Consider the following 15,196-nt stretch of genomic DNA (forward strand, 5'->3'; position numbering starts at 1 on the left):
CTGGAGGACGAGAACGTGAAGAACTTCAAGAAGGCCGCCACCGTCACCATGATCGCGGGTGGCCTCCTCGCCGCCGGCGCCGGTGTCTCCGCGGCGCACGGCGGTGCGTCGGCGGAGGGCGAGGCCCTGAACTCGCCCGGCGTGGCCTCCGGGAACCAGCTCCAGGTCCCCGTGCACGTCCCGGTGAACGTCGTCGGCAACACGGTCACCGTGATCGGCCTGCTGAACGGCGCCTTCGGCAACACGGGCGTGAACGCGTAACTGCGCCGCCAGCAGGACTGACGCCACCGGCCCCGCTTCCCCCCTCTCCCCGGGAAGCGGGGCCGCAGCATTCCAGCCCCGGCACCTCCACCCCCGCAGGCACATCCAGCCCCCGCCGGGCCAGATCCAGCCCCGCAGGCACATCCAGCCCCCGCCGGGCCAGATCCAGCCCCGCCGGCGTTTGAGGCGCGGGGTCTGGGGCGGAGCCCCAGGGGCCCCGGCGCAGCCGGCCCGCCCCCGCGCACGTGGCCGGGCCACATCCAGCCCCGCCGGCGCTTGAGGCGCGGGGCCCGGGGCGGAACCCCGGAAAGCCCGGGCGCAGCCACCCGTACCCCGCCCCCCGAGCCGGAGGCCAAGGGCTAGTGCTGTGACCGGAAAGGTTCACCGGGTCGCGCCGCCCGGTACGGCGCCTCGCCGCGTTGTCGGACCGCGCCGGTACGTCCAGTACGGGTCGCGGCCCTCCGCCTTGCGATGCACCGCACCGGACGACGCGCCCCGGCAAACCTTTCCGGCCACAGCACTAGTGCTCCTCCACCGCCGAGTTGTACGCCGCGACCAGCGCCCGCCGAGCCACCCGCTCCACCGGCCGCAAAGCCTCCGCCCGCGCCGCGATCTCCGACGCGGCCACCGCACCGCCGTGCCCGTTCTCGTACGCCAGCGACACCAGCAGGTCCACCCGCTGCGCCAGCGCGAGCACCCGTACCGCCCGCGGCGGATACCCCGGCGCCAGCACCTCGCGGCCCGCCTCCGCCCGGGCCCGGTACGCCGACAGCGCGGCCTCCGCCACCGGGCCGGAGCCCGCCACGTCCAGCCGGGTCAGCACCTCGGTCGCCTCGCGCAGCGCCTCCGCCAGCTCCCGCTCCGCCTCGCTCAGCGACGGCACGTCCGCCGGGGGTGCCTCCCGTACCGGCAGGCAGTGCCAGGTCACCGACACGTGCAGGTCACCCGCCGGCCCGGCCTCCGCCACCTCCGGCACCAGCCCCACCGCCGCCCCCACCGCGACGACGGCCTCCTCGGCGTCCAGCGCCCGCGCGTTGAACTCCGGCGGCCCGCTCAGCCCCAGCGGATGCCCGGGCGCAGGCAGGGCCACCCGCAGGCCGGTGACCCCCAGCGCCCGCATCCGCCCCAGGGCCAGCGTGAGCCCCACGGATCCCGATTCCCCCGGCAGCCCCACCACCCGGTGCACGGCGTCCTCGCCCACGATCGACAAAGCGGCCTCGTCGGGCGAGACGAGACCGGCCAGCAGCGCGTTCCCCCAGGCGGCCAGCCGCCCTGAACGTGGTTCGAAAAGCATCCCCCTACTTTACGGATCGGTCCCGGCACCGGGCCCCGGCCCCGGACCCCTCTCGCAGTGGCGTAGGTTTTCCCCTGGGGCTGCGTCTTCCGGCGCACAGAGAACCGTGACTGCAAGGGGTGACAACACGCTCATGAGCGATGTTCTGGAACTGGTGGACGTATCCGTGGTCCGCGAGGGCCGGGCTCTGGTGGATCAGGTCTCCTGGTCGGTCAAGGAGGGCGAGCGCTGGGTGATCCTCGGCCCCAACGGCGCCGGCAAGACCACCCTGCTGAACCTCGCCTCCAGCTACCTCTTCCCCACCAAGGGCAGCGCCACCATCCTCGGCAGCACCCTCGGCCGGGTGGACGTCTTCGAGCTGCGCCCCCGCATCGGTATGGCCGGCATCGCGATGGCCGACAAGCTCCCGAAGAGGCAGACCGTCCTGCAGACCGTCCTGACCGCCGCCTACGGCATGACGGCGACCTGGCAGGAGGAGTACGAGGACATCGACGAGCAGCGCGCCCGCGCCTTCCTCGACCGCCTCGGCATGACGGAGTACCTCGACCGCAAGTTCGGCACGCTCTCCGAGGGCGAGCGCAAGCGCACGCTGATCGCCCGCGCCCTGATGACCGACCCCGAGCTGCTGCTCCTCGACGAGCCCGCCGCCGGTCTGGACCTCGGCGGCCGCGAGGACCTCGTACGCCGCCTCGGCCGCCTCGCCAGCGACCCGCTCGCGCCGTCCATGGTCATGGTCACGCACCACGTCGAGGAGATCGCCCCCGGCTTCACCCACGTCCTGATGATCCGTCAGGGCAAGGTCGTCACCGCGGGACCGATCGACCTCGAACTGACCTCGCGCAACCTCTCGCTCTGCTTCGGCCTCCCCCTGATCGTCGAGCGCAACGGCAACGACCGCTGGACCGCCCAGGGGCTCCCCCTGAGGTAGTACGTGACCCCGCACCCTGTCCGGACCGCGCCCCACCGACCTACCATGACCATGTGGACGACATCGACGCATGGGTGTGGTGGCTGATCGGCGCGGTCGGACTGGGCATTCCCCTCGTGCTCACCGCGATGCCTGAGTTCGGCATGTTCGCCGTCGGCGCGGTGGCGGCCGCCGTCACGGCGGCCCTCGGCGGGGGAGTGGTGGCGCAGGTCCTGGTCTTCGTGATCGTCTCGGTCGCGCTCATCGCCGTCGTACGGCCCATCGCCAACCGGCACCGCGACCGGCCCCAACACCGCAGCGGAATCGACGCGTTGAAGGGCAGGAGCGCCGTCGTCCTCGAACGCGTCGACGGCAGCGGCGGCCGCATCAAGCTCGCCGGCGAGATCTGGTCGGCGCGCACCCTCGACACGGACAGCGTTTTCGAACCGGGCCAGTCCGTGGACGTCGTGGAGATCGACGGGGCCACCGCCGTCGTGATGTGACAAGCAGCCTGCTCGCAGCCCCCGGGTCTGCGAGACTCCGCTCAACGGGGCAGCACAGACAGCCGGAAGGGCACGGGGAACCGCATGCAACCGATCATCATCGTCCTGATCATTCTGGTGGTTCTGGTCTTCATCGCACTGGTCAAGACGATCCAGGTGATCCCGCAGGCCAGCGCCGCCATCGTCGAGCGGTTCGGCCGCTACACCCGCACCCTCAACGCGGGCCTCAACATCGTCGTCCCGTTCATCGACTCGATCCGCAACCGGATCGACCTCCGCGAACAGGTCGTCCCCTTCCCGCCGCAGCCGGTCATCACCCAGGACAACCTCGTCGTCAACATCGACACGGTCATCTACTACCAGGTGACCGACGCACGCGCGGCGACGTACGAAGTGGCCAGTTACATCCAGGCCATCGAGCAGCTCACCGTCACCACCCTCCGCAACATCATCGGCGGCATGGACCTGGAGCGGACCCTGACCTCCCGCGAGGAGATCAACGCGGCCCTGCGCGGCGTCCTCGACGAGGCCACCGGCAAGTGGGGCATCCGCGTCAACCGCGTCGAGCTCAAGGCCATCGAGCCGCCGACCTCCATCCAGGACTCGATGGAGAAGCAGATGCGCGCCGACCGCGACAAGCGCGCCGCGATCCTCCAGGCCGAAGGTGTCCGGCAGTCCGAGATCCTGCGCGCCGAGGGTGAGAAGCAGTCCTCCATCCTGCGCGCCGAGGGTGACGCCAAAGCCGCCGCCCTGCGCGCCGAGGGCGAGGCGCAGGCCATCCGTACGGTCTTCGAGTCGATCCACGCCGGCGACGCCGACCAGAAGCTCCTCGCCTACCAGTACCTCCAGATGCTCCCGAAGATCGCCGAAGGCGACGCCAACAAGCTCTGGATCGTGCCGAGCGAGATCGGCGACGCCCTCAAGGGCCTCTCCGGAGCCATGGGCAACTTCGGTCCCATGGGCGGGGGTTCGGGCTTCAACCCGCAGAACTCCGGCAAGGACGGCGGCGGCATCCCCGCCGCACGGGACAGGGACTCCGCGGACCGCCGCGAACAGCCCCCCATCGACTGACCCCCCCGGCCACGGACGGACCGTCCCCTCCTGCATGATCAGTGAGGCCCCTCGACCTTCATGGCGGGGAGGCGACTCACTCATGCAAAGGGGACGACCCAGCCCATGTCCATCTGGGAATCACTCGCCGTCTTCGCCGCCGGCATCGGCGCGGGCACCATCAACACCATCGTCGGATCCGGCACGCTCATCACCTTCCCGGTGCTGCTGGCCACCGGCCTGCCGCCGGTCACCGCCAACGTGTCGAACACCCTCGGCCTGGTGCCCGGCTCGATCAGCGGAGCCATCGGCTACCGCAAGGAACTCCGGGGACAGCGCTCCCGCATCCTGCGCCTCGGCGCCGTCTCACTCGTCGGCGGACTCGCGGGCGCCGTCCTGCTCCTCACCCTGCCGTCCGACTCCTTCGACACGATCGTGCCCGTCCTCATCGGGCTCGCCCTCGTGCTCGTCGTCGTCCAGCCCCGCCTCGCCAAGGCCCTGCGCCGACGCCAGGACGCCGCGGGAGGAGACACCGGCCACCCCGACGGCGGCCCGGCCCTGATGGGCGGCATGCTGTTCGCCAGTGCCTACGGAGGCTACTTCGGCGCGGCCCAGGGCGTGCTCTACATAGGCCTGATGGGCCTGCTCCTCCGCGAGGACCTGCAACGCATCAACGCGGTGAAGAACGTCCTCGCCGCCATGGTGAACGGCATCGCAGCCGTCCTCTTCCTCTTCGTCGCCGAGTTCGACTGGACGGCCGTCCTGCTCATCGCCGTCGGCTCCACCATCGGCGGCCAGATCGGCGCCAAGGTCGGCCGCCGCCTCCCGCCGAACGTCCTGCGCGCGGTCATCGTGACGGTCGGCGTCCTGGCGATCGTCCAGCTGCTCGTCCGCTGAGCGACGTAGCAGAGATACGTCGCCCAGCGGGCCGAACAGGAGCTCGGACGGGGCACACGAGCCGTCGGGAAACACGGCGGGAGCGCGTCCGGCCTAGGCCGAGCGCTCCAGCCAGTCCGGCAGCGCGTCCCGCCCGGCCACTCCCAGGGCGAGCAGCATGGCATCCGCCGGAGACGGCACGAAGGGCTTCCGGAGGAGCGGCATCCCCGCCTCCTCCGGAGTCCTGGCCGCCTTGCGGTGGTTGTCCTCGGCGCAGGAAGCCACCGTGTTCAGCCAGGTGTCCCCGCCCCCCTGGGCCCGCGGAAGCACGTGGTCCACGGTCGTCGCGCGTTTCCCGCAGTACGCGCACCGGTGCTGGTCCCGGACCAGCACCCCCCTCCGCGACCAGGGAGCATGTCTTCGGAAGGGCACCCGGACGTACCTGCAGAGTCTGATCACCCGGGGCATCGGAAGCTCCATGGTGGCGGCGCGCACACGCAGCTCGGGATGCGACTGCTCGACGACGGCCTTGTCCTGAAGTACCAGGACCACCGCCCGGTTCAGCGTCACCGTCGACAGCGGCTCGAAGCTCGCATTCAGCACCAGCGTGTCCCGCATCTCGCCCACCTCCCGTGTGCAGGCCCGCGACCACTGTGGCGGCGGGGCCCGCAACCACTCTGGTCGCGCGCGCCACGCGGGACAACGCAATAAAAATGCCCGGTCCTGGCCGTCTTTAGACCAGGACCGGGCAAACGCTGTGCGAACGATCAGCCGACAGGACCCTCGTACTCACCGATCAGTTGGGCCCGCCCGAGCGTGTGGAACCGCAGATTGAAACCGACGACCGCGGGAGACGCCTCGGCACCGGGACCCAGCTTCTCCCTGTCCACGGCGTACACGGTGAACACGTACCGGTGCCGCTCTCCGGCCGGCGGCGCAGCCCCGCCGAAGTCCTTCGTCCCGTAGTCGTTGCGCCCGTGCACGGCGCCCGCGGGCAGCCCCTCGAACGCGCCGCTGCCCGCCCCGGCCGGCAGCTCCGTGACCGAGACCGGCAGATCGAAGAGCACCCAGTGCCAGAACCCGCTGCCCGTCGGCGCGTCCGGGTCGAAGCAGGTCACGGCGAAGCTCTTCGTCCCCTCCGGGAACCCCTCCCACCGCAGCTGCGGCGAGAGGTCGCCACCCGACTTGACCTGAGCGTCGTCCAGTTCCGCACCCGGAGCCAGATCGGCGCTCGTCACGGTGAAGGCGTGCACCTCGGGGTGGAAATCATGCGGGAGCGGCGGCCTTTTCAGCTCGGACACGACGGAAACCTCCTGGGCTCCTGGGTGATCGGAAACGTCCGCCCCGGAGCTTAAGGGGAGGGGGGCCGGGTCGCGCTCAGCGACCCGGCCCCCCTCCCCAACGACTCCTCAACACCCGGAACCGGTCAGAACCAGTTCCGCTGCGACCCCACCGACGCGATCCACTGGTTCAGGTACATCGCCCAGTCGGTCTCCTGGTACGACTGCAGACCCACCTGGAAGCAGCGGTACGTGTCACTGCCCTCGCTGAACATCCCCGGCTTCTTGTCCATCTCCAGGACCACGTCCATCTCCCGGCCGTCCGACACGAAGGTCAGCTCGACCTGGTTCAGCCCCCGGTACTGCGACGGCGGCAGGAACTCGATCTCCTGGTAGAACGGCAGCGTCTGGCGCGTACCGCGGATGTGACCGCGCTCCATGTCCGCACTGCGGAAGGAGAAGCCGAGCTGGCGGAAGGCATCCAGGATCGCCTGCTGCGCCGGCACCGGGTGCACGTTGATCGAGTCGAGGTCGCCGGCGTCCACCGCGCGCGCGATCTCCAGCTCCGTGCTGACCCCGATGTTCATCCCGTGCAGGTGCTGGCCCCCGAAGTGGGTGATCGGCGTCTCCGCGGGGATCTCCAGCCCGAACGGCACCACGTGCAGCGCGCCCGCCTGCACCTGGAAGGCACCGCCGAGGCGCTGCTTGCTGAAGACGATGTCCTGCTTGTACTCCTGGTCACCGCCCTCGACCTCGACCCGCGCCTGCAGCCCGACGGACAGCCCCTCGATCTGCTGCTCCACGGACCCGCCCTGGATCCGGACCTCGCCCTGGACGATCCCGCCCGGCACGACGTTCGGCTCGGTGATGACCGTGTCCACCGAGGCACCACCGGCACCCAGGCTCGCGAACAGCTTCCTGAACCCCATGCTCAAACTCCCCTGCTACGGATCTAAGGATCTGGCGACTACGTCGCGACTACCCCTTACCAACGCGGAACCTTAGGCCCCGGTTGCAGGTGTAGGTGTTCCACTACGCTCGACCGGATGAGCGCGCGAGCTGACCGTACGCCCCTGCCCCGGTCCTTCTTCGACCGCCCGGTCCTCACCGTGGCCCCGGACCTTCTCGGTCGCACCCTGGTCCGCCGCACCCCGGAAGGCCCGCTCGAACTGCGCATCACGGAGGTCGAGGCGTACGAGGGGGAGGCCGATCCGGGCTCCCACGCCTACCGGGGCCGCACCATCCGCAACGCATCGATGTTCGGTCCGCCCGGACACGCGTACGTCTACTTCATCTACGGCATGTGGTTCAGCCTCAACCTGGTGTGCGGCCCGCCGGACCATGCGAGCGGGGTCCTGCTGCGCGCGGGCGAGGTCACGATGGGCGCCGACCTGGCCGCCAAACGGCGACTGTCAGCCAGAAACCGGAGCGAACTGGCCAAAGGCCCGGCCCGCCTGGCCACCGCCCTGGACGTGGACCGCTCCCTCGACGGCACCGACCTCTGCGGGGGCCCCGATTCCCCCCTGTCCCTCCTCGCGGGCACGCCCACCTCACCCGACCTGGTGAGCAGCGGCCCGCGCACCGGGGTGGGCGGCGCCGGCGCGGCCCACCCCTACCGCTTCTGGATCACGCACGACCCGACGGTGAGCCCGTACCGCGCCCACGCGCCACGCCGCCGCTCAACTTGACTCGGTCCTGGCCGACGCCTAACGTAGCCCGAGCCGCTTGAACGGGGCACTGCTGTCAGCAGACCCCCAGAGCGGCCAACCCACTCACTACGACTTACCCCTGGCGGGGTCCTATTCGGCATGCCCGAATTCCCTGCCGGTGACTCGATTATGAGCCGCAAGGGAAAAGCGCTAATGTGGTGGCACGCCGAAAGGGAAACGCGAAAGCGGAAACCTGGAAAGCGAAACCCGCTTCGACCGGGAATCGGACACGAAAGAGTCTGATAGAGTCGGAAACGAAGAACGAAGCCCGGAGGAAAGCCCCAGTCATTGTTGCTGCGGGTGAGTACAAAGGAAGCGTCCGTTCCTTGAGAACTCAACAGCGTGCCAAAAATCAACGCCAAAAGTTGATACCCCGTCCATTTCGGTGGATGAGGTTCCTTTGAAAAAGACCTGTGAGGCTTCCTTGTGGAGTGCTTGCAGGCAACAAACACAGCGAGGACGTTGTGGTCAGTCGGTCTTATTCCGACCAAGACTGGCCCGCTCTTTCGTGTGTGTGAACCCGATTACGGGTAAACATTCATGGAGAGTTTGATCCTGGCTCAGGACGAACGCTGGCGGCGTGCTTAACACATGCAAGTCGAACGATGAAGCCCTTCGGGGTGGATTAGTGGCGAACGGGTGAGTAACACGTGGGCAATCTGCCCTTCACTCTGGGACAAGCCCTGGAAACGGGGTCTAATACCGGATACCACTCCTGCCTGCATGGGCGGGGGTTGAAAGCTCCGGCGGTGAAGGATGAGCCCGCGGCCTATCAGCTTGTTGGTGGGGTAATGGCCCACCAAGGCGACGACGGGTAGCCGGCCTGAGAGGGCGACCGGCCACACTGGGACTGAGACACGGCCCAGACTCCTACGGGAGGCAGCAGTGGGGAATATTGCACAATGGGCGAAAGCCTGATGCAGCGACGCCGCGTGAGGGATGACGGCCTTCGGGTTGTAAACCTCTTTCAGCAGGGAAGAAGCGAAAGTGACGGTACCTGCAGAAGAAGCGCCGGCTAACTACGTGCCAGCAGCCGCGGTAATACGTAGGGCGCAAGCGTTGTCCGGAATTATTGGGCGTAAAGAGCTCGTAGGCGGCTTGTCACGTCGGATGTGAAAGCCCGAGGCTTAACCTCGGGTCTGCATTCGATACGGGCTAGCTAGAGTGTGGTAGGGGAGATCGGAATTCCTGGTGTAGCGGTGAAATGCGCAGATATCAGGAGGAACACCGGTGGCGAAGGCGGATCTCTGGGCCATTACTGACGCTGAGGAGCGAAAGCGTGGGGAGCGAACAGGATTAGATACCCTGGTAGTCCACGCCGTAAACGTTGGGAACTAGGTGTTGGCGACATTCCACGTCGTCGGTGCCGCAGCTAACGCATTAAGTTCCCCGCCTGGGGAGTACGGCCGCAAGGCTAAAACTCAAAGGAATTGACGGGGGCCCGCACAAGCAGCGGAGCATGTGGCTTAATTCGACGCAACGCGAAGAACCTTACCAAGGCTTGACATATACCGGAAAGCATTAGAGATAGTGCCCCCCTTGTGGTCGGTATACAGGTGGTGCATGGCTGTCGTCAGCTCGTGTCGTGAGATGTTGGGTTAAGTCCCGCAACGAGCGCAACCCTTGTCCTGTGTTGCCAGCATGCCCTTCGGGGTGATGGGGACTCACAGGAGACCGCCGGGGTCAACTCGGAGGAAGGTGGGGACGACGTCAAGTCATCATGCCCCTTATGTCTTGGGCTGCACACGTGCTACAATGGCCGGTACAATGAGCTGCGATACCGTGAGGTGGAGCGAATCTCAAAAAGCCGGTCTCAGTTCGGATTGGGGTCTGCAACTCGACCCCATGAAGTCGGAGTTGCTAGTAATCGCAGATCAGCATTGCTGCGGTGAATACGTTCCCGGGCCTTGTACACACCGCCCGTCACGTCACGAAAGTCGGTAACACCCGAAGCCGGTGGCCCAACCCGTAAGGGAGGGAGCTGTCGAAGGTGGGACTGGCGATTGGGACGAAGTCGTAACAAGGTAGCCGTACCGGAAGGTGCGGCTGGATCACCTCCTTTCTAAGGAGCACAGTACCGATTGCAGACAAATGTTCTGCACGGTCAGCTCATGGGTGGAACGTTGATTATTTGGCACGGTCTTCCAGATGGATCACGAGTACTGCTTCGGCGTGGAAAGTGACTCACTGACGGAGGGTCGTGCCTGGCACGTTGTTGGGTATCTGAAGGTACGGCCGTAAAGGTTGTGTCTTCGCGATGCCGGCCCCAGTGAACTTGTTCCTCTCGAGGTGCAGGGTGATGGGTGGCTGGTCGTTGCTTGAGAACTACACAGTGGACGCGAGCATCTGTGGCCAAGTTTTTAAGGGCACACGGTGGATGCCTTGGCACCAGGAACCGATGAAGGACGTGAGAGGCCGCGATAGGCCCCGGGGAGCTGCCAACTGAGCTTTGATCCGGGGGTGTCCGAATGGGGAAACCCGGCAGTCGTCATGGGCTGTCACCCACTGCTGAACACATAGGCAGTGTGGAGGGAACGAGGGGAAGTGAAACATCTCAGTACCCTCAGGAAGAGAAAACAACCGTGATTCCGGGAGTAGTGGCGAGCGAAACCGGATGAGGCCAAACCGTATGCGTGTGATACCCGGCAGGGGTTGCGCATGCGGGGTTGTGGGAATTCTTTTGATCGGTCTGCCGGCCGGTCGGCGAGTCAGAAACCGTTGATGTAGTCGAAGGACATGCGAAAGGTCCGGCGTAGAGGGTAAGACCCCCGTAGACGAAACATCAGCGGCTTGCTTAAGAATCTCCCAAGTAGCACGGGGCCCGAGAAATCCCGTGTGAATCTGGCGGGACCACCCGCTAAGCCTAAATATTCCCTGGTGACCGATAGCGGATAGTACCGTGAGGGAATGGTGAAAAGTACCGCGGGAGCGGAGTGAAATAGTACCTGAAACCGTGTGCCTACAAGCCGTGGGAGCGTCGCCGTTGTTCTTCGGAACAACGGTCGTGACTGCGTGCCTTTTGAAGAATGAGCCTGCGAGTTAGCGGTGTGTAGCGAGGTTAACCCGTGTGGGGAAGCCGTAGCGAAAGCGAGTCCGAATAGGGCGATTGAGTTGCACGCTCTAGACCCGAAGCGGAGTGATCTAGCCATGGGCAGGTTGAAGCGGAGGTAAGACTTCGTGGAGGACCGAACCCACCAGGGTTGAAAACCTGGGGGATGACCTGTGGTTAGGGGTGAAAGGCCAATCAAACTCCGTGATAGCTGGTTCTCCCCGAAATGCATTTAGGTGCAGCGTCGTGTGTTTCTTGCCGGAGGTAGAGCACTGGATAGGCGATGGGCCCTACCGGGTTACTGACCTTAGCCAAACTCCGAATGCCGGTAAGTGAGAGCACGGCAGTGAGACTGTGGGGGATAAGCTCCATGGTCGAGAGGGAAACAGCCCAGAGCATCGACTAAGGCCCCTAAGCGTACGCTAAGTGGGAAAGGATGTGGAGTCGCAGAGACAACCAGGAGGTTGGCTTAGAAGCAGCCACCCTTGAAAGAGTGCGTAATAGCTCACTGGTCAAGTGATTCCGCGCCGACAATGTAGCGGGGCTCAAGCGTACCGCCGAAGTCGTGTCATTGCAGCAATAGGGCCAACGCCCGCTGTGATGGGTAGGGGAGCGTCGTGTGCCGGGTGAAGCAGCAGCGGAAGCTAGTTGTGGACGGTTCACGAGTGAGAATGCAGGCATGAGTAGCGATACACACGTGAGAAACGTGTGCGCCGATTGACTAAGGGTTCCTGGGTCAAGCTGATCTGCCCAGGGTAAGTCGGGACCTAAGGCGAGGCCGACAGGCGTAGTCGATGGACAACCGGTTGATATTCCGGTACCCGCTTTGAAACGCCCAATATCGAATCCTCTAATGCTAAGGCCGTGAAGCCGTTCCGGACCCTTCGGGGAAAGGAAAGTGGTGGAGCCGCCGATCCAAGGTGGTAGTAGGTAAGCGATGGGGTGACGCAGGAAGGTAGTCCAGCCCGGGCGGTGGTAGTCCCGGGGTAAGGGTGTAGGCCGAGGGGTAGGCAAATCCGTCCCTCATTAAGGCTGAGACCTGATGCCGAGCCGATTGTGGTGAAGTGGATGATCCTATGCTGTCGAGAAAAGCCTCTAGCGAGTTTCATGGCGGCCCGTACCCTAAACCGACTCAGGTGGTCAGGTAGAGAATACCGAGGCGTTCGGGTGAACTATGGTTAAGGAACTCGGCAAAATGCCCCCGTAACTTCGGGAGAAGGGGGGCCATCACTGGTGAGAGGACTTGCTCCTTGAGCTGGGGGTGGCCGCAGAGACCAGCGAGAAGCGACTGTTTACTAAAAACACAGGTCCGTGCGAAGCCGTAAGGCGATGTATACGGACTGACGCCTGCCCGGTGCTGGAACGTTAAGGGGACCGGTTAGTCACATTTCGGTGTGGCGAAGCTGAGAACTTAAGCGCCAGTAAACGGCGGTGGTAACTATAACCATCCTAAGGTAGCGAAATTCCTTGTCGGGTAAGTTCCGACCTGCACGAATGGCGTAACGACTTCTCGACTGTCTCAACCATAGGCCCGGTGAAATTGCACTACGAGTAAAGATGCTCGTTTCGCGCAGCAGGACGGAAAGACCCCGGGACCTTTACTATAGTTTGATATTGGTGTTCGGTTCGGCTTGTGTAGGATAGGTGGGAGACTTTGAAGCAGCCACGCCAGTGGTTGTGGAGTCGCCGTTGAAATACCACTCTGGTCGTGCTGGATGTCTAACCTCGGTCCGTGATCCGGATCAGGGACAGTGTCTGATGGGTAGTTTAACTGGGGCGGTTGCCTCCCAAAGGGTAACGGAGGCGCCCAAAGGTTCCCTCAGCCTGGTTGGCAATCAGGTGTTGAGTGTAAGTGCACAAGGGAGCTTGACTGTGAGACCGACGGGTCGAGCAGGGACGAAAGTCGGGACTAGTGATCCGGCGGTGGCTTGTGGAAGCGCCGTCGCTCAACGGATAAAAGGTACCCCGGGGATAACAGGCTGATCTTCCCCAAGAGTCCATATCGACGGGATGGTTTGGCACCTCGATGTCGGCTCGTCGCATCCTGGGGCTGGAGTCGGTCCCAAGGGTTGGGCTGTTCGCCCATTAAAGCGGTACGCGAGCTGGGTTTAGAACGTCGTGAGACAGTTCGGTCCCTATCCGCTGTGCGCGTAGGAATATTGAGAAGGGCTGTCCCTAGTACGAGAGGACCGGGACGGACGAACCTCTGGTGTGCCAGTTGTCCTGCCAAGGGCATGGCTGGTTGGCTACGTTCGGGAGGGATAACCGCTGAAAGCATCTAAGCGGGAAGCCTGCTTCAAGATGAGTATTCCCACCTCCTTGAGAGGGTAAGGCTCCCAGTAGACGACTGGGTTGATAGGCCAGATGTGGAAGCCCGGTAACGGGTGAAGCTGACTGGTACTAATAGGCCGAGGGCTTGTCCTCAGTTGCTCGCGTCCACTGTGTTAGTTCTGAAGCAACGAACGGTTGCTGGTTTCTAGAGCTAGAACATAACTACAAAGTGTGCTTGTTCGCTCGAAACCGATAGGGTTTCGGTGGTCATAGCGTTAGGGAAACGCCCGGTTACATTCCGAACCCGGAAGCTAAGCCTTTCAGCGCCGATGGTACTGCAGGGGGGACCCTGTGGGAGAGTAGGACGCCGCCGAACAATCTTTCAAAGGACCCTTGGTCCAGCGTTCAACGCTGGACCAAGGGTCTTTTTTGTTTTTCACCTCTTTACGCCGAAGCGCGGCCATGGGTTGGTTGCGCGAGAATGACTAGCGGTACCCCGAAGACAGGAGTCACACCCATGTCCAACTCTCCCGACGATCGTCCGGAGCGCGAGCCTCGGCGCAACGACGGCGGTGACAGGGGCGGCTACCGCGGGGGCCGTGACGACCGTGGTGGCGACCGTCCCCCGTTCCGTCGTGACGACCGTGGTGGCCGCCCGGCCGGTGCCGGTGGCGGCGGTGGCGGCGGTTTCCGCCGTGACGACCGCGGCGGCCGCCCGGCCGGTGCCGGTGGCGGCGGCGGTTTCCGTCGCGATGACCGTGGCGGCGACCGCCCCTCCTACCCGCGTCGCGATGACGACCGTGGCGGGCGTCCGGCCGGTGCCGGTGGCGGCGGTGGTTTCCGCGGCCGTGACGACCGTGGTGGCGACCGTCCGTCCTTCCCGCGTCGTGATGACGACCGTGGTGGGCGTCCCTCGGGTGGTGGCGGTGGTTTCCGCCGTGACGACCGTGGTGGCGACCGCCCGTCCTTCCCGCGCCGCGATGACCGTGGCGGGGACCGTCCCTCGTACCCCCGTCGTGATGACGACCGCGGTGGGTTCCGTGGCGGCCGCGATGACCGTGGTGGCGAACGTCCCTCTTACCCCCGTCGTGACGACCGTGGCGGGGACCGCCCGTCGTACCCGCGTCGTGATGACGACCGTGGTGGGCGTCCCTCGGGTGGTGGCGGCGGTTTCCGCCGTGACGACCGCGGTGGCGACCGCCCGTCCTTCCCGCGTCGTGACGACCGTGGCGGGGACCGTCCCTCGTACCCCCGTCGTGATGACGAGCGCGGTGGGCGTCCGGCCGGTGCCGGTGGCGGCGGTGGTTTCCGCGGCCGTGACGACCGTGGTGGCGACCGTCCGTCCTTCCCGCGTCGTGATGACGACCGTGGTGGGCGTCCCTCGGGTGGTGGCGGCGGTTTCCGCCGTGACGACCGTGGTGGCGACCGTCCGTCGTACCCGCGTCGTGATGACGACCGTGGTGGGTTCCGTGGCGGCCGTGACGACCGTGGCGGCGAGCGTCCGTCCTACCCGCGTCGTGATGACCGTGGTGGCGAGCGTCCGTCCTTCCCGCGTCGTGACGACCGAGGTGGCGACCGTCCCTCGTTCCGTCGTGACGACCGTGGCGGCGACCGCCCGTCCTTCCCGCGTCGTGATGACCGTGGTGGGGACCGTCCGTCGTACCCGCGTCGTGATGACGACCGTGGTGGGTTCCGTGGCGGCCGTGACGACCGTGGCGGCGAGCGTCCGTCCTACCCGCGTCGTGATGACCGTGGTGGCGAGCGTCCGTCCTTCCCGCGTCGTGACGACCGTGGTGGCGACCGTCCGTCGTACCCCCGTCGTGATGACGACCGCGGTGGGTTCCGTGGCGGCCGTGACGACCGTGGCGGGGACCGTCCGTCCTACCCGCGTCGTGACGACCGGGGCGGCGACCGCCCCAGCTACCCCCGTCGTGACGACCGCGGTGGCGACCGTGGCGGGTTCCGTGGTGGGCGTGACGATCGCGGTGGTGACCGC

General features: G+C 65.7%; 10 protein-coding genes, 3 rRNA genes and 1 pseudogene. 10 read left to right on the forward strand and 4 right to left on the reverse strand.

Features of this window, described 5'->3' with window-relative positions:
* Positions 1-15: 15 nt before the first annotated feature.
* On the forward strand, positions 16-261 hold the full coding sequence (locus OG447_RS17075; protein ID WP_323181834.1) for a chaplin: 246 nt from the start codon (positions 16-18) through the stop codon (positions 259-261).
* A 520-nt stretch (positions 262-781) separates the two neighbouring features.
* Here the strand turns inward: OG447_RS17075 and OG447_RS17080 are convergent.
* Positions 782-1,555 carry a hypothetical protein gene (locus OG447_RS17080; RefSeq protein WP_266937474.1) on the reverse strand — a complete coding sequence of 258 codons (774 nt, stop codon included), beginning with the start codon at positions 1,553-1,555 and terminating at the stop codon, positions 782-784.
* Between the two features lie 133 nt (positions 1,556-1,688).
* Here OG447_RS17080 and OG447_RS17085 point away from each other — a divergent pair, with 133 nt between their 5' ends.
* The 4 genes from OG447_RS17085 (at position 1,689) to OG447_RS17100 (ending at position 4,912) form a co-directional block, all read left to right on the forward strand.
* Positions 1,689-2,483: an ABC transporter ATP-binding protein gene (locus OG447_RS17085; protein ID WP_266937475.1), complete on the forward strand. Its 795-nt coding sequence runs from the start codon at positions 1,689-1,691 to the stop codon at positions 2,481-2,483.
* Positions 2,484-2,536: 53 nt separating this feature from the next.
* The gene (locus tag OG447_RS17090; protein ID WP_266937476.1) at positions 2,537-2,965 is read left to right on the forward strand and encodes an NfeD family protein; all 429 of its coding nucleotides are present in this window, start codon (positions 2,537-2,539) and stop codon (positions 2,963-2,965) included.
* A gap of 84 nt (positions 2,966-3,049) precedes the next feature.
* Positions 3,050-4,036 (forward strand): SPFH domain-containing protein, encoded by a 987-nt coding sequence (locus OG447_RS17095; RefSeq protein ID WP_266937477.1) that lies wholly within the window; start codon positions 3,050-3,052, stop codon positions 4,034-4,036.
* A gap of 105 nt (positions 4,037-4,141) precedes the next feature.
* Positions 4,142-4,912, forward strand: a complete 771-nt coding sequence (locus tag OG447_RS17100; RefSeq protein ID WP_266937478.1) for a sulfite exporter TauE/SafE family protein — start codon at positions 4,142-4,144, stop codon at positions 4,910-4,912.
* 93 nt (positions 4,913-5,005) lie between these two features.
* On the opposite strand, the gene OG447_RS17105 is transcribed toward OG447_RS17100, so the two are convergent.
* The 3 genes from OG447_RS17105 to OG447_RS17115 form a co-directional block, all read right to left on the reverse strand.
* A complete protein-coding gene (locus OG447_RS17105) occupies positions 5,006-5,509 on the reverse strand; it encodes an HNH endonuclease (protein WP_266937479.1) in 504 nt (167 codons plus the stop codon).
* A gap of 149 nt (positions 5,510-5,658) precedes the next feature.
* Complete coding sequence (locus OG447_RS17110) at positions 5,659-6,192, reverse strand: YbhB/YbcL family Raf kinase inhibitor-like protein (protein WP_266937480.1); 534 nt, start codon at positions 6,190-6,192, stop codon at positions 5,659-5,661.
* Positions 6,193-6,317: 125 nt separating this feature from the next.
* Positions 6,318-7,100, reverse strand: coding sequence for a sporulation protein (locus OG447_RS17115; RefSeq protein WP_266937481.1), 783 nt, complete (start codon positions 7,098-7,100; stop codon positions 6,318-6,320).
* Between the two features lie 117 nt (positions 7,101-7,217).
* Between OG447_RS17115 and OG447_RS17120 the strand changes: the two genes are divergently transcribed.
* The 5 genes and pseudogenes from OG447_RS17120 to OG447_RS17140 all read left to right on the forward strand — a co-directional run.
* Positions 7,218-7,859, forward strand: a complete 642-nt coding sequence (locus OG447_RS17120; protein WP_266937482.1) for a DNA-3-methyladenine glycosylase — start codon at positions 7,218-7,220, stop codon at positions 7,857-7,859.
* Between the two features lie 558 nt (positions 7,860-8,417).
* Positions 8,418-9,942, forward strand: a 16S ribosomal RNA gene (locus OG447_RS17125).
* Between the two features lie 288 nt (positions 9,943-10,230).
* Positions 10,231-13,353: ribosomal RNA gene (locus OG447_RS17130) — 23S ribosomal RNA — on the forward strand.
* A gap of 106 nt (positions 13,354-13,459) precedes the next feature.
* Positions 13,460-13,576: ribosomal RNA gene (gene rrf / locus OG447_RS17135) — 5S ribosomal RNA — on the forward strand.
* Together the 16S, 23S and 5S rRNA genes form the textbook arrangement of a ribosomal RNA operon.
* Before the next feature lie 105 nt (positions 13,577-13,681).
* Positions 13,682-15,181, forward strand: a pseudogene (locus OG447_RS17140) (hypothetical protein); the annotation flags it as partial.
* Positions 15,182-15,196: the final 15 nt, after the last annotated feature.

Origin of the sequence: Streptomyces sp. NBC_01408 (genome assembly GCF_026340255.1) — a bacterium.
GTDB lineage: Bacteria > Actinomycetota > Actinomycetes > Streptomycetales > Streptomycetaceae > Streptomyces.